Source organism: Beijerinckia sp. L45, assembly GCF_009765775.1.
In the GTDB taxonomy this organism is placed as follows: domain Bacteria; phylum Pseudomonadota; class Alphaproteobacteria; order Rhizobiales; family Beijerinckiaceae; genus RH-AL1.
On record NZ_LMUU01000251.1, the window covers coordinates 30,651 to 52,638 of the forward strand.

At 64.6% G+C, this 21,988-nt stretch carries 20 protein-coding genes; 15 read left to right on the top strand and 5 right to left on the bottom strand.

Annotation, left to right across the window (positions count from 1 at the left end; genetic code table 11):
- Positions 1-92: 92 nt before the first annotated feature.
- A complete protein-coding gene (gene gshB / locus GSQ79_RS25750) occupies positions 93-1,043 on the bottom strand; it encodes a glutathione synthase (RefSeq protein WP_158811600.1) in 951 nt (316 codons plus the stop codon).
- Positions 1,044-1,182: 139 nt separating this feature from the next.
- On the opposite strand from gshB, the gene GSQ79_RS25755 reads away from it, so the two are divergent.
- From GSQ79_RS25755 to GSQ79_RS25795, 9 genes are all read left to right on the top strand, one after another.
- Entirely contained in the window at positions 1,183-2,466 is a 1,284-nt protein-coding gene (locus GSQ79_RS25755; protein WP_158811601.1) for a methyl-accepting chemotaxis protein, read from the top strand.
- A 699-nt stretch (positions 2,467-3,165) separates the two neighbouring features.
- The gene (locus tag GSQ79_RS25760) at positions 3,166-4,716 is read left to right on the top strand and encodes an amidase (RefSeq protein WP_158811602.1); all 1,551 of its coding nucleotides are present in this window, start codon (positions 3,166-3,168) and stop codon (positions 4,714-4,716) included.
- Positions 4,717-4,953: 237 nt separating this feature from the next.
- Positions 4,954-5,814, top strand: coding sequence for a hypothetical protein (locus GSQ79_RS25765; protein WP_158811603.1), 861 nt, complete (start codon positions 4,954-4,956; stop codon positions 5,812-5,814).
- A gap of 67 nt (positions 5,815-5,881) precedes the next feature.
- Positions 5,882-6,706 (top strand): carbon-nitrogen hydrolase family protein, encoded by an 825-nt coding sequence (locus GSQ79_RS25770; protein ID WP_158811604.1) that lies wholly within the window; start codon positions 5,882-5,884, stop codon positions 6,704-6,706.
- A 77-nt stretch (positions 6,707-6,783) separates the two neighbouring features.
- On the top strand, positions 6,784-8,430 hold the full coding sequence (locus tag GSQ79_RS25775; RefSeq protein WP_246725588.1) for a peptide ABC transporter substrate-binding protein: 1,647 nt from the start codon (positions 6,784-6,786) through the stop codon (positions 8,428-8,430).
- A 244-nt stretch (positions 8,431-8,674) separates the two neighbouring features.
- On the top strand, positions 8,675-9,892 hold the full coding sequence (locus GSQ79_RS25780; protein ID WP_158811605.1) for a type I restriction enzyme HsdR N-terminal domain-containing protein: 1,218 nt from the start codon (positions 8,675-8,677) through the stop codon (positions 9,890-9,892).
- A gap of 199 nt (positions 9,893-10,091) precedes the next feature.
- Entirely contained in the window at positions 10,092-11,012 is a 921-nt protein-coding gene (locus tag GSQ79_RS25785; protein WP_158811606.1) for an ABC transporter permease, read from the top strand.
- A gap of 9 nt (positions 11,013-11,021) precedes the next feature.
- Positions 11,022-12,104, top strand: coding sequence for an ABC transporter permease (locus GSQ79_RS25790; RefSeq protein WP_158811607.1), 1,083 nt, complete (start codon positions 11,022-11,024; stop codon positions 12,102-12,104).
- A 208-nt stretch (positions 12,105-12,312) separates the two neighbouring features.
- Positions 12,313-13,914 carry an ABC transporter ATP-binding protein gene (locus tag GSQ79_RS25795; RefSeq protein ID WP_158811608.1) on the top strand — a complete coding sequence of 534 codons (1,602 nt, stop codon included), beginning with the start codon at positions 12,313-12,315 and terminating at the stop codon, positions 13,912-13,914.
- Positions 13,915-13,923: 9 nt separating this feature from the next.
- Here GSQ79_RS25795 and GSQ79_RS25800 read toward each other — a convergent pair whose 3' ends face one another.
- The 3 genes from GSQ79_RS25800 to GSQ79_RS25810 all read right to left on the bottom strand — a co-directional run bounded on the left by GSQ79_RS25800 (position 13,924) and on the right by GSQ79_RS25810 (position 15,600).
- Entirely contained in the window at positions 13,924-14,361 is a 438-nt protein-coding gene (locus GSQ79_RS25800; RefSeq protein WP_158811609.1) for a hypothetical protein, read from the bottom strand.
- 3 nt (positions 14,362-14,364) lie between these two features.
- Positions 14,365-14,619 carry a type II toxin-antitoxin system Phd/YefM family antitoxin gene (locus tag GSQ79_RS25805; protein ID WP_158811610.1) on the bottom strand — a complete coding sequence of 85 codons (255 nt, stop codon included), beginning with the start codon at positions 14,617-14,619 and terminating at the stop codon, positions 14,365-14,367.
- Positions 14,620-14,712: 93 nt separating this feature from the next.
- Positions 14,713-15,600, bottom strand: a complete 888-nt coding sequence (locus GSQ79_RS25810; RefSeq protein WP_158811611.1) for a branched-chain amino acid aminotransferase — start codon at positions 15,598-15,600, stop codon at positions 14,713-14,715.
- Between the two features lie 159 nt (positions 15,601-15,759).
- On the opposite strand from GSQ79_RS25810, the gene GSQ79_RS25815 reads away from it, so the two are divergent.
- The 5 genes from GSQ79_RS25815 to GSQ79_RS25835 all read left to right on the top strand — a co-directional run bounded on the left by GSQ79_RS25815 (position 15,760) and on the right by GSQ79_RS25835 (position 20,013).
- A complete protein-coding gene (locus GSQ79_RS25815; protein WP_158811612.1) occupies positions 15,760-16,359 on the top strand; it encodes a MarR family winged helix-turn-helix transcriptional regulator in 600 nt (199 codons plus the stop codon).
- A 77-nt stretch (positions 16,360-16,436) separates the two neighbouring features.
- Positions 16,437-17,177: a response regulator gene (locus GSQ79_RS25820; RefSeq protein ID WP_158811613.1), complete on the top strand. Its 741-nt coding sequence runs from the start codon at positions 16,437-16,439 to the stop codon at positions 17,175-17,177.
- A 19-nt stretch (positions 17,178-17,196) separates the two neighbouring features.
- On the top strand, positions 17,197-18,579 hold the full coding sequence (locus tag GSQ79_RS25825; protein WP_158811614.1) for an ATP-binding protein: 1,383 nt from the start codon (positions 17,197-17,199) through the stop codon (positions 18,577-18,579).
- Between the two features lie 107 nt (positions 18,580-18,686).
- On the top strand, positions 18,687-19,346 hold the full coding sequence (locus tag GSQ79_RS25830) for a sigma-70 family RNA polymerase sigma factor (RefSeq protein ID WP_246725589.1): 660 nt from the start codon (positions 18,687-18,689) through the stop codon (positions 19,344-19,346).
- On the top strand, positions 19,339-20,013 hold the full coding sequence (locus tag GSQ79_RS25835; protein WP_158811615.1) for an NrsF family protein: 675 nt from the start codon (positions 19,339-19,341) through the stop codon (positions 20,011-20,013). Before GSQ79_RS25830 ends, GSQ79_RS25835 begins: the two co-directional genes overlap by 8 nt.
- A 48-nt stretch (positions 20,014-20,061) precedes the next feature.
- Here the strand turns inward: GSQ79_RS25835 and GSQ79_RS25840 are convergent, their stop codons facing one another.
- On the bottom strand, positions 20,062-20,583 hold the full coding sequence (locus GSQ79_RS25840) for a DUF4142 domain-containing protein (RefSeq protein ID WP_210253221.1): 522 nt from the start codon (positions 20,581-20,583) through the stop codon (positions 20,062-20,064).
- Between the two features lie 355 nt (positions 20,584-20,938).
- Between GSQ79_RS25840 and GSQ79_RS25845 the strand changes: the two genes are divergently transcribed.
- Positions 20,939-21,736: an outer membrane protein gene (locus tag GSQ79_RS25845; protein WP_158811616.1), complete on the top strand. Its 798-nt coding sequence runs from the start codon at positions 20,939-20,941 to the stop codon at positions 21,734-21,736.
- Positions 21,737-21,988 lie beyond the last annotated feature (252 nt).

The window sequence follows — 21,988 nt, forward strand, 5'->3', positions numbered from 1 at the left end:
CGCCGTGGGACGCGGCGGCGCCGCTGCGAGGCAACGCGTTCGAGAATGGCGGTCACGCGTCGGCTCTCCGTTCCACGGTTAAATCGAGGCCATCAACGCGAGGCGTGCTTGGCTTCGATGGCGTCCCAGACGGGGACCGCAAGGTCGGGGCCACCGATCCGCTTGATGGCGCGGATTCCCGTCGGCGACGTCACATTGATCTCGGTCAGATAGCCGTCGATGACGTCGATTCCCACCAGCAGCAGACCCCTGCGTTTTAGTTCCGGCCCGATGGTTTCGCAAATTTCCCGCTCGCGCGCGGTGAATTCGGTCGCCGCCGCCGCGCCGCCGCGGACCATGTTGGAGCGGATGTCGTTTTCTGCCGGCACCCGGTTGACCGCGCCCAGAGGGACGCCGTCGACAAGAATGATCCGCTTGTCACCATGCACGACATTCTTAAGGAAGCCCTGAACCACCCAGGGTTCGCGGAACAGCGTCGCGAAGAGATCGAACAGCGACCCGAAGTTCGGATCCTTTTCCGCCACCTTGAACACCGACGCGCCGCCATGGCCGTAGAGCGGCTTCATGACGATCTCGCCGTGCTTCTGCCGGAAGGCCTCGATCTCCGCCTTGTCGCGGGTGATCAGGGTCGGCGGCATCAGCTGCGGGTAGTCCAGGACGAACAGCTTTTCCGGCGCGTCGCGAACGCTTTTCGGATCGTTGACCACAAGCACGCTGGGCGGCAGCCGCTCCAGCAGGTGCGTCGAGGTGATGTAGGCGAGATCGAAGGGCGGATCCTGGCGCAGGAGGATCACGTCCATCGTGGCGAGCTCGAGCGGCTTGGCCGCGCCGAGCGTCGCATGGTTGCCGACCTCGTCGCGGACGGTCACCGGCGCGGCAAGGGCCACCACGGTTCCGTCATCGCGGAGGCTCAGCGACTCCGGCCGGTAATAATGGAGCGCATGGCCGCGCGCGGCGGCCTCCAGCATGAGAGCGAAGGTCGTATCCCCGGCGATCGAGATACGCTCGATCGGGTCCATCTGCACGGCAACGCTCAGCGGCATTCTCTACCCTTCGGTGGTGATCCGGGCGCATCCCTGACTCGGGCGCCCCGCAATATCTCTGCTGAGTCAGGCCAAGCATTAACCGGGCATGAAGGCAATCGCGCTAACCTGCTCTTTTCAAAGACCGGGATTGTTTTTCATGGGCATCGTATCACTTGGCCGAAGCCTCATCATCAGGCAACTGCTGCTTGCTGCCCTCCTCCTGGCGCTGGGCTTTTTCGCCAATAGCCTGATCGGGCAGATCGGCCAGTTGGCCGAGACGGGCGCGGCATCCCTGACGATCCTCGCCGAGACGCAGCATGCCGAGTCTCTGCTCCTGATGGCGACCGCCGCCGGATGCCTGGTCATGGTCGCGGTCACGGTGCCGGTTACCTACTACACCCTCAGCAAGCCGATCCGCGCCATCGCCGATACGGTCGAACGCCTGGCGGCGGGCGACTTCGACATCGAGATCGCCGGCGAGACGCGCAACGACGAGATCGGCACCATCGCCCGCGGCCTGAGCGTGCTGCGCGAGGCCGCACGGTCCGCGCCGACCAAAGCGCTCAGCGAAACCTCGCGGGTGCAGGACGGCAACACCCGGGCACTCGCCGTCAAGGTCGAGACCTTCGCCGAAGACCTCGGCGCCAGCGTGCGCCGTCTCGCGGCGATGACTCAACGCATGACCGAAGCGTCCAAAGTGATGATCGTCGCCGCCCACAACGCCAACGAAGGGTCGGATCAGGCCAAGACCGCTTCGGCCAATGCCGCCGGCGACGTTTCTTCGGTCGCCACCGCTTCTGAGCAGCTCCTCGTCTCGATCGAGGAGATCAGCCGCCAGGTCGTGCAGTCGACGACGGCGGTGAAGAATTCCGTCGAGCGCACCGTGGCCACCAACGCCGGGATGAACCGCCTAGCGACCGCGGCGCAAAAGGTCGGGGACGTGGTCAGCCTGATCTCGCGCATCGCCGCGCAGACCAACCTGCTGGCGCTCAACGCCACCATCGAAGCGGCGCGTGCCGGCGAGGCCGGCCGCGGCTTCGCCGTCGTCGCCCAGGAGGTCAAGACGCTCGCCACCCAGACCGCCAAGGCGACCCAGGACATCACCGGCCAGATCGCCGAAATCCAGGAGGCCACCGACACCTCCGTCAGCGCCATCGAGAAGATCCAGGGCAAGATTTCCGAAGTCGAACATATTTCCACGCTGATCGCCGCCGCGGTCCACGAGCAGGGCGCGGCGACGCAGGCCATCGCCCGCAACGTCCGCTCCGCGGCGTCCGGCACCGCCACCGTTTCCGGCCACGTCGAAAAGGTCGTGCGCTCCGTCGGCGAGACCAGCGCCAGCGCCAGCTCGGTCGCCGACCTCGCCCACGAGATGGACGAGATCGCGAGCGCGATGACGGAGAAGGTGCTGGCGTTTACGCAGGGATTGCGGGCGGCGTAGCCCATGTCCGATTGCAGTGATCGCGGCCGACGGACCCTGCATCCCCTGGCGGCCCCACGCGTTTGATTGTAGCGCGGCGTCTTCCGGAGGGACGGCAGGCCCACCTGTTGCCGGGCGACGACAATCGAAAAACCCGGGACGTCGTCGGCTAACACAGAAGCGGGACATTGTTGCCGAGCGGTGACGCAGAGGCGGGACGAAGGCGGTTCAGGCGGACACCGGAGCGGCCCATGTCAGGGTCCGCTGACACAAGATCTTGTGAGGCCGTCGCCGTGCGTCGACGACGCGGTGACAGCCTACGGATCGAAGCTCGCCGCCGCTCTGATGCAGTTGTGCGAATGCGGCAATCCCGGATTCGCGCGCGTTGACGATGTGCGGCAGCAGCGACTGAACCCGTGAAACGACACGCTGCAACGCGGTCGTTCCGCTTTGCGCGTTTCAGACGGTCTGGCTCAAGTGGACGGTTCTCGTGAGCGGTCGCTCGTCTATGCCGATCACCTTCAATCTACCGACGAAGCAAACATTACGCCAGGTGTCGATGACGAAGGCGTTATGCGCCCTTGCTCGGCTGCGATTTTGTTGAGATGGGGATCGCCAAACCCAATGAAGATCGCCGATATAACGGCTGGCACGAAAGCCGCGTACGAAGATCGTGAGGCGGCTATCCCGTCCAGCGATCATCAATTTGAAGGAAACAGAATGACCAAGGACACTTCGGACGTGATCGACCTGACCGAGCTGACGGTTGAGCAAGTCCAGAATGGCTTCGCGCATGGCACATTCACGTCAGAAACCCTGACGAAGGCGTATCTCGCGCGCATCGCGGAATTCAATCCCGCCTACAACGCGATCGTCTTCCTCAACGACGCGGCCCTCGATGACGCGCGTTCGGTCGACAAGCGACGCGCCGCAGGTGAGAAACTCGGACCGCTTGCCGGTGTCCCGGTCGTCGTCAAGGACGCGATGGACATGAAAGGCTTTCCGACGACGGGAGGCTGGTCGCTTCTGCACAGCAAGACCGGCGGCGTCGACCTCATGCCGGAGACCGATTCGCCCGTCGTCGCCCGCATGCGCGCGGCCGACACCGTCATCCTGGGAAAAACCAACATCCCGATTCTCAGCCACACCGGCGCGCATGCGAACGGCAGCTGGGCTGGCTCCACCTACAATTCGGCTGGCCGTGAATTCCTGCCGGGCGGCAGCAGTGCTGGAACCGCGACGGCCGTCGGCGCCAATTTCTGTGTGCTGGGACTTGCGGAAGAGACTGCGGGTTCGATCCAGAATCCAGCTTCGGCCCAGGGTCTGGTCGGCATCAAGCCGACGTTCGGGCTGGTTCCCAACGCCGGCGTCATGCCGCTCGCCAGCCTGCGCGACGTCGTCGGTCCCATCGCGCGCTGCGTGCGCGATGCCGCGCTTACCCTCGATGCACTGGCCGGCTTCTCGATGGAGGACCCTAAGACGAACGCCAGCGTCGGCAAGCGTCCGGTCGGTGGCTATGCTTCGAAATTGCACAAGGACGCGTTGAACGGGAAGCGCATCGGTCTTTTCGGACAGGGCTGGCGTATTGCGACGCTCGCCGAGGAAGCCGTAAGCCTTTACGGGCGCGCGCAGGACGAACTCAAGACGCTGGGCGCCCACCTCGTCGAGGACCCGTTCGCCGGGTCGGGTTTCCGGGAACTGCGGAAGCCGATCATGCCAGGCGCGGAGTTCGATGCGCGCGGTATGGAATCCATTCCCTACGACGTCGAAAAATATCTGCAGCGCATGGGGTCGAGCGTTGCCTTGAAGTCGTTCGCCGACTTCGCGAAGGCGACGGAGAAAGAAAACGCGTTCGGGCCGAAAGGCGTGTTGAACTACATGCCGCATTCGCCGGAATTCATGGAGGTCATGAAGGATCCGACGCGGCCGCCGGACATGTCGTCCTTCATCGCCCTGCGGGAAGCTTATCTCGAGATCTTCAACGCGGTGTTCGACAAGCAGAACCTCGATGCGCTGATCTACCCGCAGATGCGCGGTCCGCTTGGTCCCCTGCACGGCGAAGAGGTCATCGATGCGATGGTTGTAAGCGAGATCAACATCGGCGGCCTGCCGGCCGTCACGGTGCCCGCCGGCTTCTACGCCTCCGGCGCCCCGTTCAATCTCGTGATTGTCGCGAGGCAGTGGAGCGAAGCAGACATTCTTGGTCTTGCTTACGCTTACGAGCAGGCGACAAAGCATAGAAAGGCGCCCCAGCTCACGAAGCCCAGCTGATATGTGACAGGCGAGACAAAAGTCGCGCCGACTATCCGCCACGACTGAAAGCTTCTCGCGACAGGTTTCGAGATCTGACGCGAGAAGTTCTCTATCTCGAGCCGGCGCGGGCATCGTCTGATCCTGGATTTGAGGTTCACAAGCGGTTGTCGCCGGAAAGCCGGGTGCTGTGACTTCGTCAAAACAAGCAGCAGCGACGTTGCCTGCGAACACACTTTCCTGCTTAGCTTGGCCTTGATGAAAACGCTCCTCGCCGGCCTTCTCCTCGTCACCGTCGTCCCCGCCGCTGCGGCGCCGCTCGACGCCTATCTCTCCGCCCGCGACCGCGACATCGCCGCGGCGAACCGCGAGAAGGCGCCGCTGTCCGAAAAAGCCGAAGCCCTCGCGCGCAAAACCCTCGAGCGCGAGCTCAAGCGCGTCGTCCCGCCTTTCACCGCGCCCGGCTTCAAGCCTGAGGCCAAGAGCAACATCGCGTCCCTGACGCGCGAACAAGGGTTCGGCCAGCTCGACGGCATCGTCTACACCTCGAAAGACGACAAAACGTCCGTGCTCGTCACCACCAGACCGCTGTTTGCGGCCTGGCTGAAGGTGCACGCGGCACCGGATGCCGGGGCACTGCCGCAGACGATCGAGGCCGCGCTCCAGGCCGACGGGCTCTACACCCAGGCTATCAGCACCGACGCGGCGGTCGACAAATACGCCGACATTCCGGTCGCCAGGCCTGCCGAAGCCGGCTTCGCCACCGCCATGCTGGATCTGCGGCGCCAGGACATCGCCCGCGACATGCCGAACGAGATCTTTGCCGCCGTGATCCGCGGCGACAATGTCTTCATCGCCAGCCAGCCGGTCGCGATGGTGCTGAAGCCGATCGCGGCCTGCGAGGCGGTCTTCGACACGGCGCAGACCAAGGCCGATGCCGCGATGGCCGACTATCAGGCGCATCACGTGGGCGACGACGCCATTTTCGCGGCGGCACAAAAACTATCGAACGACGGCGATGTCGCGCATCGGCGGTGCATCGCGGAGAAGCTCAAGGACGAGGCGGGCTACAAGCCGCTGCTCAGCCAGGCCCAGACGCTGGTGGATTTGTTGAAGTAGCCGAGATCTGGCCCGCCGCCCGCTGAGGCGCTATGCATCACGCCACACCCACACCGAAAGGCGACGCGTGAAAGTCTCCCTGATCCAGATGAATTCCGTCAGCGACAAGCCGGCCAACATCGCGGCCGCCACCGCGCTGATCGAGCGGGCGGTGGCGGAGGAGCGGCCGGACTGGGTGGCGCTGCCGGAGTGTTTCGATTTTCTCGGCGGCGTCCGCGCCGATAAGATGGCCGCGGCCGAGGTGCTGGGCGAGGGCCCGGCCTATGGCGCGATGCAGGCGCTCGCCGCCAGGCACAAGATCTTCGTCCATGCCGGCTCGATGCTGGAAAAGGCCGAAGGCGAAGACCGCATCCACAACACGACGGTCGTGTTCGACCGCAGCGGGACCGAGATCGCGCGGTATCGAAAGATCCACATGTTCGACATCACCACGCCGGACGGCGTGTCCTACAAGGAGAGCGCCAGTTTCAAGCCGGGCGACGCGGTGGTGACCTATGACTGCGAGGGCATCACCGTCGGCTGCTCCATCTGCTACGACCTGCGCTTTCCCGCGCTGTTCCAGGCGCTCGCCGCCAAGGGGGCAAGCGTCATCGCGCTGCCTTCCGCCTTCACGCTGCAGACCGGCAAGGACCATTGGGAGGTGCTGTGCCGGGCGCGCGCGATCGAGACGCAGACCTATTTTTGCGCGCCCGGCCAGACCGGCGCACATACGATCGGCAATGAAACACGCCAGACCTACGGCCATTCCATGGTCATCGACCCCTGGGGCCACGTGATAGCCCGCGCCTCCGACGGCCCGGGCCTCGCCTCGGCCCGCATCGATCCGGCCCGCGTCGCGAAGGTGCGTGCGCAAATGCCCGTCGCCAGCCACAAAGTTTTGCTTCCGACGTGAGCGCGGTGGCCGGTGCCTCTCCGCTGAGCGTCCCCCTCCCCCTTGCGGGGAGGGGACGGGGGTGGGGGTCCATCCGCTTGCCTCACGGATTGAAGATCACGACGACCCCCACCCCTGCCCCTCCCCCTCCCCGCAAGGGGAAGGGGATCGCCGCGACGCTCTTGTGCCTGCTTCCCGCTCTCTTCCTTCTCGCCGCGCCCGCCCGCGCCGACACGATCTGGCGGCGTGGCGAGACGGCGGATCCGGGCTCGCTCGATCCGGCCAAAACCTCCACCGTCGTCGAAGCCCACATCCTCGACGAACTGCTGGAAGGGCTCGTGACCTACGACAACAAGGGCGTCCTCAAGCCCGGCGTCGCCGCGCGGTGGGACGTCAGCGCCGATGGTTTGATCTACACCTTCCACCTCCGACCCGACGCGCGCTGGTCGAACGGCGCGCCGGTGACCGCCGACGATTTCGTCTTCTCGTTCCGCCGGCTGATGGACCCCAAGACCGGCGCCGGCTACGCCAACATTCTCTACACCGTGAAGAATGCCGAGGCCGTCAACACCGGCAAGCTGCCGGTGGAAACACTCGGCATCCGCGCCCTCGATCCTGCCACCTGCGAGATCACCCTCGAACGGCCGACGGCGTATTTCCTCGCCCAGCTCACCCATTTCACGGCGCAGCCGGTGTATCCGCCCAGCGTCGCGCAATACGGCGACGCTTTTGCGCGGGCCGGCCGGCTCGTGTCCAACGGCGCATTCCGGCTGAAGAGTTATCTGCCCAACGACGCGCTCGTGCTGGAGAAAAATCCTTACTTCCACGACGCTGCCGAGGTGGCGCTCGACGGCGAGATCATCCTGCCGCTGGAAGATCAGTCCGCGGCGCTGCGGCGCTTTCTCGCCGGCGAGATCGACAGCTACGACGGCGTGCCCGTCGACCAGATCGCCTTTGTTCGCGCGCACCTGCCCGACGCCTTTAAGGTCGCGCCGAGCCTCGGCAGCTACTTTTACGCCTTCGACACCAAGCAGAAGCCATTCGACGATATCCGCGTCCGCAAGGCGCTGTCCCTGGTGATCGACCGCGAGTTTCTCGCCAACAGCATCTGGGGCGGCACGATGCTGCCGGGCTACAGTTTCGTGCCGCCGGGCATGGCCGGCTATGGCGCACCGTCGACGACCGGCTGGAAGGACGAAAGCCCGTTCGACCGCGAGGACGAGGCCAAGCGTCTCATGGCCGCGGCAGGCTATGGGCCGGAGCATCCGCTGCAGCTCACCTTCCGCATGAACCAGTCCGAGAACCACAAGGCGACGGCGGTCGCAGTTGCCGACATGTGGGCGGTGCTTGGCGTGCGAACAACCTTCATCGTCACCGACGCCACCACGCATTACGCGTTTCTCGCCTCCAAGCAGCCCTTCGACGTCGTCCGCAGCGGTTGGTTCGCCGACTATCCCGACGCGCAGAACTATTTGTTTCTCGCCGAGAGCGACAATCCGGGCCTGAATTACGCGCAGTTTTCCGACCCCACCTACGACGCCCTGATGCACGACGCCGCGGTGCAGCCGGATGCGGGAGAACGGCAAAAGATCCTGCACAAGGCCGAGGCCGTGCTGCTGGCGCAGCTGCCGTACCTGCCGCTGATGACCTATCAAGCTGCGAACCTCGTCTCGCCCAAGCTACGGGGCTGGGAGACCAACGTCATCGACCACCATCCCGGGCGGTATGTGTCGAAGGTGGAGTGATCGTAGAGCGTGCAGACGCACGTTGTTCGCGCATGCACGAGGTTGCTAACACTTCCCCACGTTAGACTCGGTGCGATGTTACGGTTATTGTTGCGCCATCACCTAAGTTGCTGCTAAACAGTCGCGATGAACGCCGGTTCGGCCAAATCACGAACGCCAGCATATAGGCCGTACACTACGTCTTTATAATACAGCGTAATAAAATATTGTTGATCTGACATATAAAAATAGGATGTTTATTGCGATGGCTAGCATGTTTTCTCGACTCTACTCTTATAGAGAAAGGGATAGCATTTCACCTCTTGAAAACTTTCTCACGGAAGCTCTTGCCGAACTATTCAGACGCTTGCCAGCCAACCTTCAAGTGTCGTTCGCTTTAGCGCTCGTGCCGCCCGCGGATAGAAGGAGCTTTTCGCAAGTTTTCAATAGGGAAGTTGCGATCACTCTTGAAACGCAGGTTTCCATTCCGGTCTCAAATGCTTCCAAGAGGCCTGACTTGGTACTTTACGGCAATGGACGACCACTCCTTATTATCGAAGCAAAAGTTGGCGCCGGCCTACAGGAGCATGAGATTGCGGGGGACCCAAACTTTACAGACTCGGTACGTCTCACTCAGCATCAATTAAAAACCTATGCTGATTGGATTAAGCGCGAGAACGACCACGCGGGTGATTGGCCTGGGGCCATTGCGTTCTTGACAGCTTACACGGTGCCACCGGCTGACTTCGCTGAAGGGCTATACCGGGGTGCCATAAGCGCGGTCCGAACTTGGAGGCACATTGGCGACTGGATCTTTCGTGAAGTACCTATCGCTAACAAAAGCACTACTTATTGTGCGTTTGCGGCCGAGCTTCGCCAATTCTTGAAGGAACGAAATCTCATGACCAAATACATGTCTTCGCGCGATCTTGCTGCCGCGGCTCTTTTTGCGCCAGCAGCATCTAATCTGGAAGTTACTTTTGCTGAAGTGATGAAGGCCGTGGGCAGGCACGCGGAAAAGCTCAAAGGGGCTCGGCAAATCAAAACGGAATTCTGGAGCGATGGAAATATTTTCTGGAGCTGGTTCCATTTCGCAAAGAGTGTGAAACGCCCTACGTCGAAACCTTATGTAGCAGTAGGGATTTGCTTCGATGTTGCCGAGCCTTGGAGCGCAGACGTCGCAAAGCTGCCTCGCGATGAGCCTTTTTTTTTCGTAGCGTGTGCCGACGATTGGGCTGTAGAGACGCCCGCGCGGTTTTTGACGGGTATTCCTAACGGCTGGATTGAGATGGATGAGGACTGCTTGATCGCGGTTGCCCGGCCAGTCGCACAATTCGCGGCCGACCCTGATGTTAGGGTTGAAGAGCTAAAAACCTGGGCGATCCGGCATATTGATGAACTTGTGTCACGCATTCCCAACTATGCTGTTGCTCCCCTCGAAGCTTCAAAAATCGAGGCAGACGAAGATAAAGTTGAGGTCTGACAAATGCCAGTCCGGCTGTGCCGGGCTAGAAATTTCGCATCGGCTGCTTACAGGAAGGTGGGAGCAAACGCCTACCAATCCTCGTTGAGGATTATGTTGCCGCGACACTCGATCCAAAATGCCGCTGTGCCAGCCTCGACACGGCGGCTCCGGGCTACCTACTCTCGGAACGGCTCACACCCACAACCCTGCGAGACCCATGCTCCGGCTCATCCTGACGCGTCTCGCTTCGGCCATCCCCACCCTCCTCGCCGTGGTGGCGCTGTCGTTCCTGCTGATGCGCCTGGCGCCGGGTGGCCCGTTCGATGCCGAGCGCGCGCTCGATCCCAAAATCCTCGCCAACCTGCGCCGCATCTACCATCTCGATCTGCCGCTGCCTGCGCAGTTCGGCTACTACCTCTGGAGCCTGCTGCACGGCGACCTCGGGCCGAGCACGCATTGGCGGGATTTTTCCGTCAACGACCTGTTCGCCAAGGCGCTGCCGATCTCGGTGCAACTCGGGGTCGAGGCGATCGCGCTGGCGCTGGTCGTCGGCATCACGCTGGGAATTACGGGCGCCGTGTGGCGGCGCGGGCCTGCAGCCTTCGGGGTCGCCGCGCTGTCCACCTTCGGGCTGGCGGTGCCGATCTTCGTCGTCGCGCCGCTGCTGCAGGTCGCCTTCGGCCTGACGCTGCGCTGGCTGCCGGTCGGCGGCTGGGCGGATGGTGCGCCATCCCACCAGATCCTGCCTGTCCTGACGCTTGCTTTGCCGCAGATCGCGATCGTCGCGCGCCTGACGCAGGCGGCGATGCGCGACGCTTTGGCCGCGCCGCATATCCGCACCCTGCGCGCTTTCGGCCTGCCCGCCTGGCACATCAACGCGCATGCGCTGCGCGGCGCGCTCTTGCCGGTGCTGTCCTACCTCGGCCCGGCCGCTGCGGCGCTGCTCACCGGTTCGATCGTCGTCGAGACGATCTTCGGCATTCCCGGCATCGGCCGTTACTTCGTCGACGGCGCCCTGTCGCGCGATTACACCCTGGTGATGGCGACGGTGGTGATCGTCGGTGCGATGGTGGTGGTGTTCAATCTCCTCGTCGACATCGCCTACGGCCTCGTCGATCCGCGCGTGCGCTATGATTGATTGCAAACGATGAGCGCGGAGAGTCACACCGTTTGGGGCGCGTTGCGCCGCGACCGCGGCGGGATCGCGAGCCTCGCCGTTCTCGCCCTGATCGCGCTGGCCTGCCTGTTCGGCCCGATGCTGTCGCCGCATCCGTACGATCGGGTCTTCCCAGACTATGTGCTGACGCCGGCCTCGCTTGCCGCGCACCCGACGCCAAGTGAACGTGACGAGTCGGTAGTGACGCTTGCGATGCGGATGCACGCGAGCGTCCATCTCGACATGCGATCCGATGGTTTGGTGGCCGTCGTCACAGACGACAAGCCGATCGACATCCGCGTGCTGCGCGCGCTCGGGCGATCCGGCGTTCTCCAGCCTGTCGACGCGCCGGCCGTGGCGGGTGACGGCCGGCGCCTCGAACAGCCGGTCACCCTCAAGTCCGAGCATTTTCTCTTCGGCACCGACGCCAACGGGCGCGATCTGCTGACGCGGGTGCTGATCGCCGGCCGCCTGTCGCTCGCAGTGGGCGTGCTGGCGTCCGCCGTCGCGCTCGGCATCGGCGTGGTCTACGGCGCGATCGCCGGCTATCTCGGCGGCCGCACGGATGCGCTGATGATGCGCGCCGTCGACATCATCTATGCCCTACCCTTCATCTTCTTCGTCATCGTGCTGGTGGTGCTGTTCGGGCGGACGCTGGTGCTGATCTTCGTCGCGATCGGCGCGGTGGAGTGGCTCGACATGGCGCGCATCGTCCGCGGCCAAACCTTGTCGCTGAAGCGACGCGAATACGTTCTTGCCGCCCAGGCGCTCGGCGCCTCCGACCGCGCCATTCTCACCCGCCACATCGTGCCCAACATGAGCGGCCCGATCATCGCCTATCTCGGCCTTCTCGTGCCCCGCGTGATTCTTGCCGAAAGTTTTCTCTCCTTCCTCGGCCTCGGCGTCCAGGAGCCGCTGACCAGCTGGGGCATCCTCATCGCTGACGGCGCGCGCAACGTGCAAAGCGCGCTGCATCTGCTGGTCTTTCCCGCGCTGCTGCTGGCGATAACCCTGATCGCCGCGACCCAGCTCGGCGAAGCGCTGCGCCGCGCCGCAGATGCGGGCCGCACATGAACGGCCGCAATCTTTGCCGTGGTGGTCCCCCTCCCCCTTGCGGGGAGGGGTTAGGGGTGGGGGTCCGTCGATCTGCGTTGCGGCCGGGCGTCGAGCGCAGCGGTCCGAGCGCAATACCTGAAGAACACCGGGACCCCCACCCCTACCCCTCCCCGCAAGGGGGAGGGGAGACAGGCGGCCTCGTCGCGGTCTCATGGTCCGAGGCGCTATGACCGAAGATCCCATCCTCCGCTTCGAAAACCTCGGGGTGCGTTTCGGCCCCGTTGATGCCGTCCACGATCTCAGCTTCACGCTGCGGCGCGGCGAGACGGCGGCGCTGGTCGGTGAAAGCGGCTCCGGCAAAAGCGTCGCCATGCTGGCCGCGCTCGGCCTGCTTCCACCGTCGGCGACCGTCGCCGGCCATGTATTCTTCAACGGCCAGAACCTGATCGGGCTGGAGCGCGAAAAGCTCGACCGCATCCGCGGCAAGGCCATAACCATCGTCTTCCAGGAGCCGCAATCCGCGCTCGATCCGCTGTTCACCGTCGGGTCGCAGATCGCGGCCGTGCTGCGGTTTGGCCTAAAACTCGGCCGCCGGGCCGCCGCGGCGCGCGCGGTCGAGCTGCTACACGAGGTCGGCATTTTGGAGCCGCATCGTCGGGCGCAAAACTATCCGCACGAACTGTCCGGCGGCCAGCGCCAGCGCGTCGCCATCGCCATGGCGATCGCCTGCGACCCCCAGGTGCTGATCGCCGACGAGCCGACGACGGCGCTCGACGCCACGGTCGCCGCCAAAATTCTGGTCCTGCTCGCCGATCTCAAGTCGCGGTTCGGCATGGCGCTGATCCTCATCAGCCACGACCTCGGGCTCGTCGGCCGCATCGCCGACCACGTCCATGTCATGCAGAAAGGCGCGCTCGTCGAAAGCGGCCCCGTCGCGCAGGTGACGCAGCAGCCCCGACACCCCTATACGCGGATGCTGCTTGCCGCGGGCCTCGATCGAGCCGCACGCCCCGCCACGGCACCGGCGCCACCATTGCTCGAGGCCAGAGACCTCGGCGTCTCTTACACGCTGCGCGGCGCTTGGTTCCGGCCGCGCCGGTTTGCGGCGGTCGACGGCGTTTGTTTGACGATCCCGGCCGGGCAGACTTTGGGACTCATCGGTGAATCCGGCTCGGGAAAATCGACGCTCGGCCGCGCCCTGGTGAAGCTGGAGCCGGCGCGCGGCCAGATCCTCTACGACGGCCGCAATCTCATCGCCCTCTCACAGGACGCGATGCGGCCGCTGCGCCGCGATCTGCAGATCGTGTTTCAGGATCCGTTTTCCTCCCTCTCGCCGCGCCTGACGGTCGGCGCCATCGTGGCCGAAGGCCTGCGGATCCACGAGCCCGCCCTGAGCGCGACGGCGCGCCGCGACCGTGCGGCGAAAACCTTGGACGAGGTCGGGCTGCCCGGCGCGTTTATCGGACGCCTGCCGCACGAACTCTCCGGCGGCCAGCGCCAGCGCGTGGCGATCGCCCGCGCGATCATCCTGCAGCCGCGTCTCGTCGTGCTGGACGAGCCGACCTCCGCGCTCGACCGCGCGGTGCAGGCGGAGGTGCTGGCGCTGCTGCAAAAACTCCAGGACGCCCACGGCCTGAGCTATCTCTTCATCACCCACGATCTCGCCGTGGTCCGCGCCGTTGCCGACCGCATCGCCGTGATGCAGGACGGGCGGATCGTGGAGGAAGGACTGGCCGCGCAGGTGCTCGACGCGCCGCGCGAAGCCTACACGCGCGAGCTGGTGGCAAGCGCCTCGTTCGAGCCGGTCAATCCAAATTCGGTCCTATAATCGCCGTGGCTAGGTCCGGCTGATGGGCTTGCTTCCGCCCTGTTTGGCGAGCGCCAAGAAGCGGTCGCGGATCGTCGCAAAGAACGCGGGGGGCAGGAAGCCATAGGCGACGCTGCCGTCGTCCATATTGGGGATCCGCCTGAGGTCGGGTCCAGGCCAAACGAAATCATTCCATTCGGAAAGCACGATCCAGGATCGCGCGTCGTCGAGCCGGAGCCGCTCTTTGATTATTGCTGGGATCTCGATCGCGGCACTGTCGTCGCCAGGCGGCGCATGGGTCACCGGCAGAACCAGGACGCGAGTGTCACCAAAAGCATCCTTATGTATCGCGGCGACGATTGCACAGGGGCGGTCCTTGCGCCCGTCCTCGCGGCCGTCGCGATGTTCATGATACCAGAGATAGCTATAGCGGATGACGAGGCCGGGAGCCGGTTTCGGCAGCGCCACGGGCTACGGCGATTCGGCGTCGAGGTGCGCGTCCGGCACCGCGGCAGCGCTAACCGCGTCGACCCATCGGGGATCGAGCTTGGCGGTCAGGCCGGCACGCCGATCTCCGCGGCGCAGGCGCTCCCATTCGTCTGCCGACATTACGACAAGGGAATCGCGACCATGCTCGGTGATCACGACGGGTTCGTGGCGCGCTTTGTCGCTCAGCGCGTCGAAAGCCTGCTGAAATTCGCTTGCGCTGACGCGGGTCGTTTCCATGCGACGTCGATCATAATCCGAAATCGATCATCTGCGAAGCGTCGCGAAGATCAAAAAGCTACCGTCAGCGGCATCGCCCGAGCCTCAGAGCCCCTAAGCCGCCTTCTGCTTCGGCTGGACCTCGGCGGCATAATCCTCGATCAGCGCCCGCGAAACCGCACTTGGCGTAAAACGGTAGGGGCCGATCTCGGAGACCGGCGTGACCTCCGCGCCGGTGCCGCAGATGAAGCACTCTTCGAACCCATCGAGCTCGTCCGGCATGATGCGCCGCTCGACGACTTCGATGCCGCGCCGCTTGGCGAGCTCGATCACCGTCTGACGGGTGATGCCGTTGAGGAAGCAATCCGCGATCGGCGTGTGGATCACGCCGTTGAGCGTGAAGAAGATGTTGGCGCCGGTGCATTCGGCGACGCGGCCCAGCCAGTCCAGCATCATCGCATCCGCATAGCCTTTGCGCTCGGCGGCATGCTTGGAGATGGTGCAGATCATGTAGAGACCCGCCGCCTTGGAGTTGCAGGGCGCGGTGAGCGGGTCGGGGCGGCGGTAGTCGGCGATGTCGAGGCGGATGCCGTTCATCTTGGTCGCCATGTCGAACATGCTCGGCCAGTCCCAGGTCGCGATCGCGACGTTGATCGTCGCGTTCTGTGCTGCGACGGCCATCATCTCGCTGCCGCGCCAGGCGATCGGGCGCACGTAGCACTCGCTGAGCTTGTTGGCGTCGATGACCTGCTGCTTGACCCGATCGAGCTCCTCGACCGAATAGGGGATTTCAAAATCGAGCAGGCGGGCGGAATTCTTGAAGCGCTCGGAATGCTCGCGTGACTTGAAGATCTGGCCGCCATAGGCGCGCTCGCCCTCGAAGACGCTCGAGGCATAGTGCAGGCCGTGGGAGAGCACGTGGAGCTTGGCATCAGCCCAGGGGAGCATGACGCCGTTCATCCAAATGAAGCCGTCTCGCTTATCGAAAGGCAGGACGGACATGGCTCGCTCCCTCAAAATCATCGCATCGGAATGCCGGATGTCCGGCGTGGGACAAGCTGGTGCAGCCGCTGACGCGTAGCCTTTTGCTTGTCCGTTGAAGCGTTGAGCGGTAGCGTCCCCGCCTAAATTAGTCAACATTGCTGACGTAAAGGGAGAGCCATGCCGCGGCGGTCCGACATCGCCATTCCTAGTGTCGCAGCGAGCCCCGCGGTGCAGCGGAGAGGCGCCCCGATGTACGATCTCATCGAGTTGATGTTTTTCGCCTACCGCGACTTCGTCCGCGACGCCGACCGTATTCTCGCCGGCGACGGGTTCGGCCGGGCGCACCACCGCGTCCTGTATTTCGTCGCGCGCCGGCCCGGTCTGACGATCGCCGAACTCCTGGAGATATTGGAGATCACCAAGCAGAGCCTGAACCGGGTGCTGAACGATCTGCTCGATCGGGGCTACGTGACGACCCGCTCCCGCGAGGCCGATCGGCGTTGCCGGCTGCTGTATGCGACCGCTCGCGGCGACGCGCTCATCCAGGAGATCGCGGAGGTCCAGTCGGCGCGGTTCGAGCGGGCGTTCGGCGTTTTGGGTGAAGACGCCAAGGCGGGCGCGATCGCATTTTTGACGGCGATGCTGGACCGGGCGGACGAGGCGGTGCCGAAGGCCCGACAGCGCCTCGGCTTCGCCACCGGCGCCTTTGCGGTGCCCGACGATTTCGATCGGATGGGAGGGGCGGAGATCGCCCGCCTTTTTGGCGCCGAAGAATGATCCGAGAACCGACAGGCCGATGTCAGCAGAATTCATGATATGAAGCGCCGAAACGGTCCAACCAGGGAGGCTAAGCCATGACAGACGTGCTGCAGTCGCCCGGTGCGGATCCGGCGCCCGCCGACAATGCCGCGCATCTCCTCATCGTCGACGACGATCGGCGCATCCGCGAGCTTTTGCGCCGCTACCTCCTCGCCGAAGGCTATCGTGTGACCACGGCCGGCAGCGCCGCCGAGGCGACGACGGCGATGCGCAACATTTCTTTCGATCTTATCGTCCTCGACGTGATGATGCCGGGCGAGGACGGCTTTTCCTTCGCCACCCGGGTGCGCGGCGATGCCGGCGCCATCGCCCAGGTGCCGATCCTGATGCTGACCGCGAAGACCGAGTTCGAGGAACGCGTCCTCGGCTTCGAGATCGGCGTCGACGATTATCTCGGCAAGCCGTTCGAGCCGCGCGAGCTGTCGCTGCGCATCGCCTCGATCCTCCGCCGCGCCAAGCCGCCGGAGGAATCCGGCATTCCGGCCCAGGTGCAGTTCGGCGCCTTCGCCTTCGATCTCGAGCGCGGCGAGCTGCGCGAGAACGGCGAGATCGTGCGGATCACCGAGCGCGAACGGGAAATGCTGCGGCTGCTTGCCGCCAATGCCGGGACGACGGTGTCGCGCGAAGCGCTGTCGGGCACCGGCGGCGCGGGCAACGAGCGCACCATCGACGTCCAGGTCAACCGCCTGCGCCGCAAGATCGAGCCCGACCCCGCCAACCCGCTCTACCTGCAGACGGCGCGCGGCGCGGGCTATCGCCTGTTGGTGGACCGCTGATGTCCGCCCGGGCGACGCCATGACTCTGCTGACGCTCCCCCGTTTGCGCGACGCGCCCGGCGCCTTCTGGGACGTCGTCTGGAAAGGCTTCGTGCGTCCCCTCCTCGGGTTGATGCCGAAGGGTCTCTATGCCCGCTCGATCCTCATCGTCATTCTGCCGATGGTCATCCTGCAGAGCGTGCTCACCTTCGTCTTCATGGAGCGTCATTGGGCGCTGGTGACGAAGCAGCTGTCGCTGATGCTGACGCAGGACATCGCGGCCGTCATCGATATCTATCAGTCCTATCCGCAGGATAAGGACCTCGAAACGCTGACCCGGATCGCCCAGGACCGGATGAAGATGGACATCGAGTTCCTGCCCAAGGGCCCTTTGCCGGCGGTGTTGCCCAAGCCGTTCTTCTCGATCGTCGACGTCGCCCTGTCGAACGAGATCCGCCGCCAGATCGGCCGCCCGTTCTGGCTCGACACGGTGGGCCGCTCGAACCTCATCGAGATCCGCATCCAGCTCGACAAGACCATTCTGCGGGTCGTTGCCTACCGCAGCGCCGCCTACGCCTCGAATTCCTACATCTTCATCCTCTGGATGATCGGCACGTCCTTCGTCCTGATCGTCATCGCCGTCGCCTTCCTGCGCACCCAGATCCGGCCGATCCTGCGGCTGTCGCGCGCCGCGGAATCCTTCGGCAAGGGCCGCGAGATCGATTTCAGGCCGCGCGGCGCCAGAGAGGTGCGCGAGGCCGGCTACGCCTTCATCGCGATGAAGCGGCGCATCGAGCGCGCGATCGAGCAGCGCACCGCGATGCTCAACGGCGTCAGCCACGATCTGCGCACCGTCCTGACGCGCTTCAAGCTTTCGCTGGCGCTCATGGAGGGCAGCGAGGATTCCGACGAGATGAAGAAAGATGTCGAGGAAATGCAGCGCATGCTGGAGGGCTACCTCGCCTTCGCGCGCGGCGACGCCGGCGAGCCCGCCATCGCCATCGACATGCGCGATTTCCTCGACGACATCCGCGCCGACAGCGAACGCAGCGGCGCGGCGGCGCGCGTGGAATTTTCCGGCGACTCCGTGGTCCGGGTGCGGCCGGACGCGTTCAAGCGCTGCATCGCCAACCTCGTCGGGAATGCCCAGCGCCACGCCAAAACCGTGGCGATCGAAGGCCTACGCGAGGGGCGGTTCCTGACGATCCATGTCGACGACGATGGCCCCGGCATCCCGCAGGCGAGCCGGGACGACGTGTTCCGTCCCTTCGTGCGTCTCGACCAGGCGCGCAACCAGGATGCCGGCGGGACCGGCCTCGGCCTGTCGATCGCCCGCGACATCGCCCGTTCGCATGGCGGCGAGATCTCTCTGAGCGATAGTATGATGGGTGGTCTGCGCGCCTCGGTGCGCATTCCGGTGTAGCGACTCTGTCCGGCCAACGTCGCGTGTAACCGCGGGGGGCTGCGCGTCGAAGGGAGGGGAGAGCCTGCTGGCAGCCGCCACAAGGTGACCCTCGAACGAGATGCGTGATGACCGCGGCCCTTGCCAATTCGCTCTGCGTCGGGATGATGCACCTTCCGTCGACCGGCGAGCGTAGAATGGCGACATCCGAGAGAGCGACCGAGGATCTGGATCGGCGGCTCTGCGTCCTGATGATTGACGTCCAGGGCGGCGACCGCCACGCCTACGCCGAGGTTTTGCGCGCCTGCGAGCCGGTCATCCGCCGCGCCGGGCGCCGCGCCGGCGTCACCGACGATCGCCTGAATGACGTCGTGCAGGAGACGCTTCTGACCCTGCATCATGCCCGGCAGACCTTCGATCCGTCGCGCTCCTTCCTCGCCTGGATAAGCGTCATCGCCCAGCGGCGCGCGATCGACGTCATGCGCCGGCATGGGCGCAACGATCGACGCGAAGTGCATGCACCGCTTGCCTACGAGAGCCATGCCGATGCCGGATCGAACAGCGACCGCGGCTGGGAGCAGAGCGGGCGGGTGAAAATCCTCGGCGCGGCGATCGCCAGTCTGCCGGACGGTCAGCGCGAGGCTGTCGAGCGACTCGCGCTGCGCGAACAGTCGCTGACCGAGGCGGCGGCGGAAACCGGCAAGACCACGGGCGCCCTGAAAGTAAACTTGCATCGCGCGCTCAAAGCCCTGCGGTTGCGCCTGGGCGGGGAGAGCGAACATGTCTGATGTCACCTCTCTCAACCCTGGAACGAACGGTCTCATCGCCGACCTCGTCGCCGATCTGCAGCCGGTGAAGCGTCTGCCGTCGCCCTGGCTGCGCGCGGCGCTTTGGCTCGGCATCGTCGTCGTTCTTGCCTGTGCCCTTGCCACGGTCGCGGATCTCTCGGCGCTTCGGCATCGGCTGATGGGAGCGCCGGATATGTGGCTCGCCGTCCTCGGCTCGACGGCGACGGCCGGGCTTGCCGCGATCGCGGCGTTTCAGCTTGGTCTGCCCGATCGCGGTCGCGCCTGGGCGCTGCTGCCGTTGCCCGGCCTCGCCCTGTGGCTCGGTGCCAGCGGTCTTGGTTGCGCCCGCACCTGGTTCCTCCCGGAGACGCACGGCCCGGCCGACGGCAAGGATTGTATGATGTTCATCATCGGCCTGTCCGTGCCGTTGACCGTCGTGATGTTCGCGATGCTGCGCCGGGGCTATTCGCTGTATCCGTCGTTGGCCGGTGCCGTCGGCGGCCTGGCGGTCGCGGCCGCCGCCGCGACGCTGCTCAACTTCTTCCACCCGTTCGATGCCGCCATAACCGACCTGGCGGTGCATGCGACGGCGGTCGCGCTGGTCGTGGGTGCGAACCGCCTGCTGGGTGGCGCCATCTTGGCGCCGCGACGCCGCGCCAGGGCCTGAAGGCGCGCTTTGCGGTCGCCGAAGATACGCCGGCGACCGCAGACCGTCCTATTTCTTGACGTCGGTGCCGTGCAGGGCGCCGATGTGCATCTCGACGATGCTGTGCGTCTCGGCGGCGAAAGCCTTGAACCCGGCGGTCCCGCCTTCCTTGGCCTCTTTGGCGAACAGGCCGCCGTCGATCTTGTGCACCTCTTCCATCGCGGTGACATAAGCCACGTCGAAGTCCTTGCCTGACAAAGCCGCGATCTTGTCGAGCTTGCCCTGGAATTCGGGGTTCAGTTTCGAATCGAATTGCACGCCTGCGTCGTTGGCGACCGATTTCAGTTTGGCGCCGACCAGCTCGTGATCGTGGGCTTCGGTGACGCCGTTGTCCCTGATTTCCTGAGTCGCGCCCTTGTCGGCCGCGAGTTTGCCGAGGGCGACCTCGAACATCCCGCCCTGCGAAACCTTGGCGACGAACGCCTTGTCCGCTGGCGATGCCATGTCCGCGGCGTAGGTCGTCGACACAGCTGTCGCCGCCATAAGAAGGCCTGTCGAAAGGCCGGTGAACCGTTGCATTGTCTTCGTCATGACATTCCTATTCCGAATCGCGCCTATGGGGGCAGCGACTTGCTAACCGTTGGGACGACGGTCCGTTGCCATGATCACGGGCTCGCGAACGGATTGTGTGCGCAGCAAATGCCCTTGCGGGATGGGTCGCCGCGCCCCGATAAGACCAGCGATTTTGCAGGCATATACCGAAAGGTAAGCAACGTTCGGATTTCACAGGCTTTTCCAGTGAAGCCCAAGGATCGGCCGTCGAAATACCCGTGACCTTTGTGCAACGCCGGGTCGTTAACGCGGTCTGGAGCCCCAGAAGTAGGTTCTTTCTCACGCTTCATGGGGTATCCAACTGTCAACGCCATTTCAGTCCTAGGGGATCACCATGAACATCAAATCAGTCGGAGCGGCTCTCGCCATTGCTCTGCTTTCGACCACCGCTTTCGCAGCCGATCTTCCGTCGCGTCGCGCTCCTCCGGTTTACGCTCCCGCTCCTCCGATCCCCGTCTTCACCTGGACCGGCGTCTACATCGGTGCGCAGGCTGGTTACGAGTTCGGTCACGACGCTTCGTTCGCGGCTGCTACCGCGAACGGCGCTGGCCTTGCTTCGCGCAGCGCCAAGGAGAACGGTTTCATCGGTGGCGCGCACATCGGTTACAACTTCTCGACGCAGTCCCTGCCGGTCTTCGGTAGCGCGTTCGGCGGTCTGCTCGGCACCGGCGGCGTGTTCGGTATCGAAGGCGACGTCGACGGCACCAGCGCCAAGGCAAACTACGGCCTCGGCGGTATCGCTGTCACGACCCGCGACCAGATCCAGGGTTCGGTCCGCGGCCGTCTCGGCATCGCGGTTGATCGCACCCTGTTCTACGCAACGGGCGGTGTGGCCTTCGGCGGTCTCCGCAACACCTACGTCAACACCATCACCGGCGGCAGCGACACGCTCGACCACACCCGGGTCGGCTACACGGTCGGCGGCGGCGTGGAATACGCCATCACCAACAACTGGTCGCTTCGCGCTGAATACCGCTACACCGATTTCGGTCACTACACCGATGTCCTCGGTGGCGCGACTGCCGGTGGCGTCGCTGTCCGTCATCACGAGATCGACAACCGCGTCCAGGGTGGCTTCAGCTACAAGTTCGACACCTTCGCGCCGCTCGCTCCGGTCGTCGCTCGCTACTGAGACCTTCCGGTCTTAGGCGTCCAATACAAAACCCGGCCTCGCGGCCGGGTTTTCTCGTTTCATCGGGCGGGCGCCGTCAGCACAGCGTCATGACGCCTCGATAGACAGCACCTTCACCGTTCAAAAGGGGTGCGCCGATGGCGTCGAGGCCGGTCACCGTTTCCCTGCTCGCGCTCGTCGCCGCCCTTGCCGCGCCGCGGGCGACCTACGCCGCCGAGGCGTCGCCGCATAATCTTATCCTGTTCGTCGCCG

Bases quoted from the DNA above. Each gene is read 5' to 3' on its own strand.
- gshB (WP_158811600.1), bottom strand. From the start codon at position 1,043: ATGCCGCTGAGCGTTGCCGTGCAGATGGACCCGATCGAGCGTATCTCG.
- GSQ79_RS25755 (WP_158811601.1), top strand. From the start codon at position 1,183: ATGGGCATCGTATCACTTGGCCGAAGCCTCATCATCAGGCAACTGCTG.
- GSQ79_RS25760 (WP_158811602.1), top strand. From the start codon at position 3,166: ATGACCAAGGACACTTCGGACGTGATCGACCTGACCGAGCTGACGGTT.
- GSQ79_RS25765 (WP_158811603.1), top strand. From the start codon at position 4,954: ATGAAAACGCTCCTCGCCGGCCTTCTCCTCGTCACCGTCGTCCCCGCC.
- GSQ79_RS25780 (WP_158811605.1), top strand. From the start codon at position 8,675: ATGGCTAGCATGTTTTCTCGACTCTACTCTTATAGAGAAAGGGATAGC.
- GSQ79_RS25785 (WP_158811606.1), top strand. From the start codon at position 10,092: ATGCTCCGGCTCATCCTGACGCGTCTCGCTTCGGCCATCCCCACCCTC.
- GSQ79_RS25790 (WP_158811607.1), top strand. From the start codon at position 11,022: ATGAGCGCGGAGAGTCACACCGTTTGGGGCGCGTTGCGCCGCGACCGC.
- GSQ79_RS25795 (WP_158811608.1), top strand. From the start codon at position 12,313: ATGACCGAAGATCCCATCCTCCGCTTCGAAAACCTCGGGGTGCGTTTC.
- GSQ79_RS25805 (WP_158811610.1), bottom strand. From the start codon at position 14,619: ATGGAAACGACCCGCGTCAGCGCAAGCGAATTTCAGCAGGCTTTCGAC.
- GSQ79_RS25810 (WP_158811611.1), bottom strand. From the start codon at position 15,600: ATGTCCGTCCTGCCTTTCGATAAGCGAGACGGCTTCATTTGGATGAAC.
- GSQ79_RS25815 (WP_158811612.1), top strand. From the start codon at position 15,760: ATGCCGCGGCGGTCCGACATCGCCATTCCTAGTGTCGCAGCGAGCCCC.
- GSQ79_RS25820 (WP_158811613.1), top strand. From the start codon at position 16,437: ATGACAGACGTGCTGCAGTCGCCCGGTGCGGATCCGGCGCCCGCCGAC.
- GSQ79_RS25825 (WP_158811614.1), top strand. From the start codon at position 17,197: ATGACTCTGCTGACGCTCCCCCGTTTGCGCGACGCGCCCGGCGCCTTC.
- GSQ79_RS25830 (WP_246725589.1), top strand. From the start codon at position 18,687: ATGACCGCGGCCCTTGCCAATTCGCTCTGCGTCGGGATGATGCACCTT.
- GSQ79_RS25835 (WP_158811615.1), top strand. From the start codon at position 19,339: ATGTCTGATGTCACCTCTCTCAACCCTGGAACGAACGGTCTCATCGCC.
- GSQ79_RS25840 (WP_210253221.1), bottom strand. From the start codon at position 20,583: ATGACGAAGACAATGCAACGGTTCACCGGCCTTTCGACAGGCCTTCTT.
- GSQ79_RS25845 (WP_158811616.1), top strand. From the start codon at position 20,939: ATGAACATCAAATCAGTCGGAGCGGCTCTCGCCATTGCTCTGCTTTCG.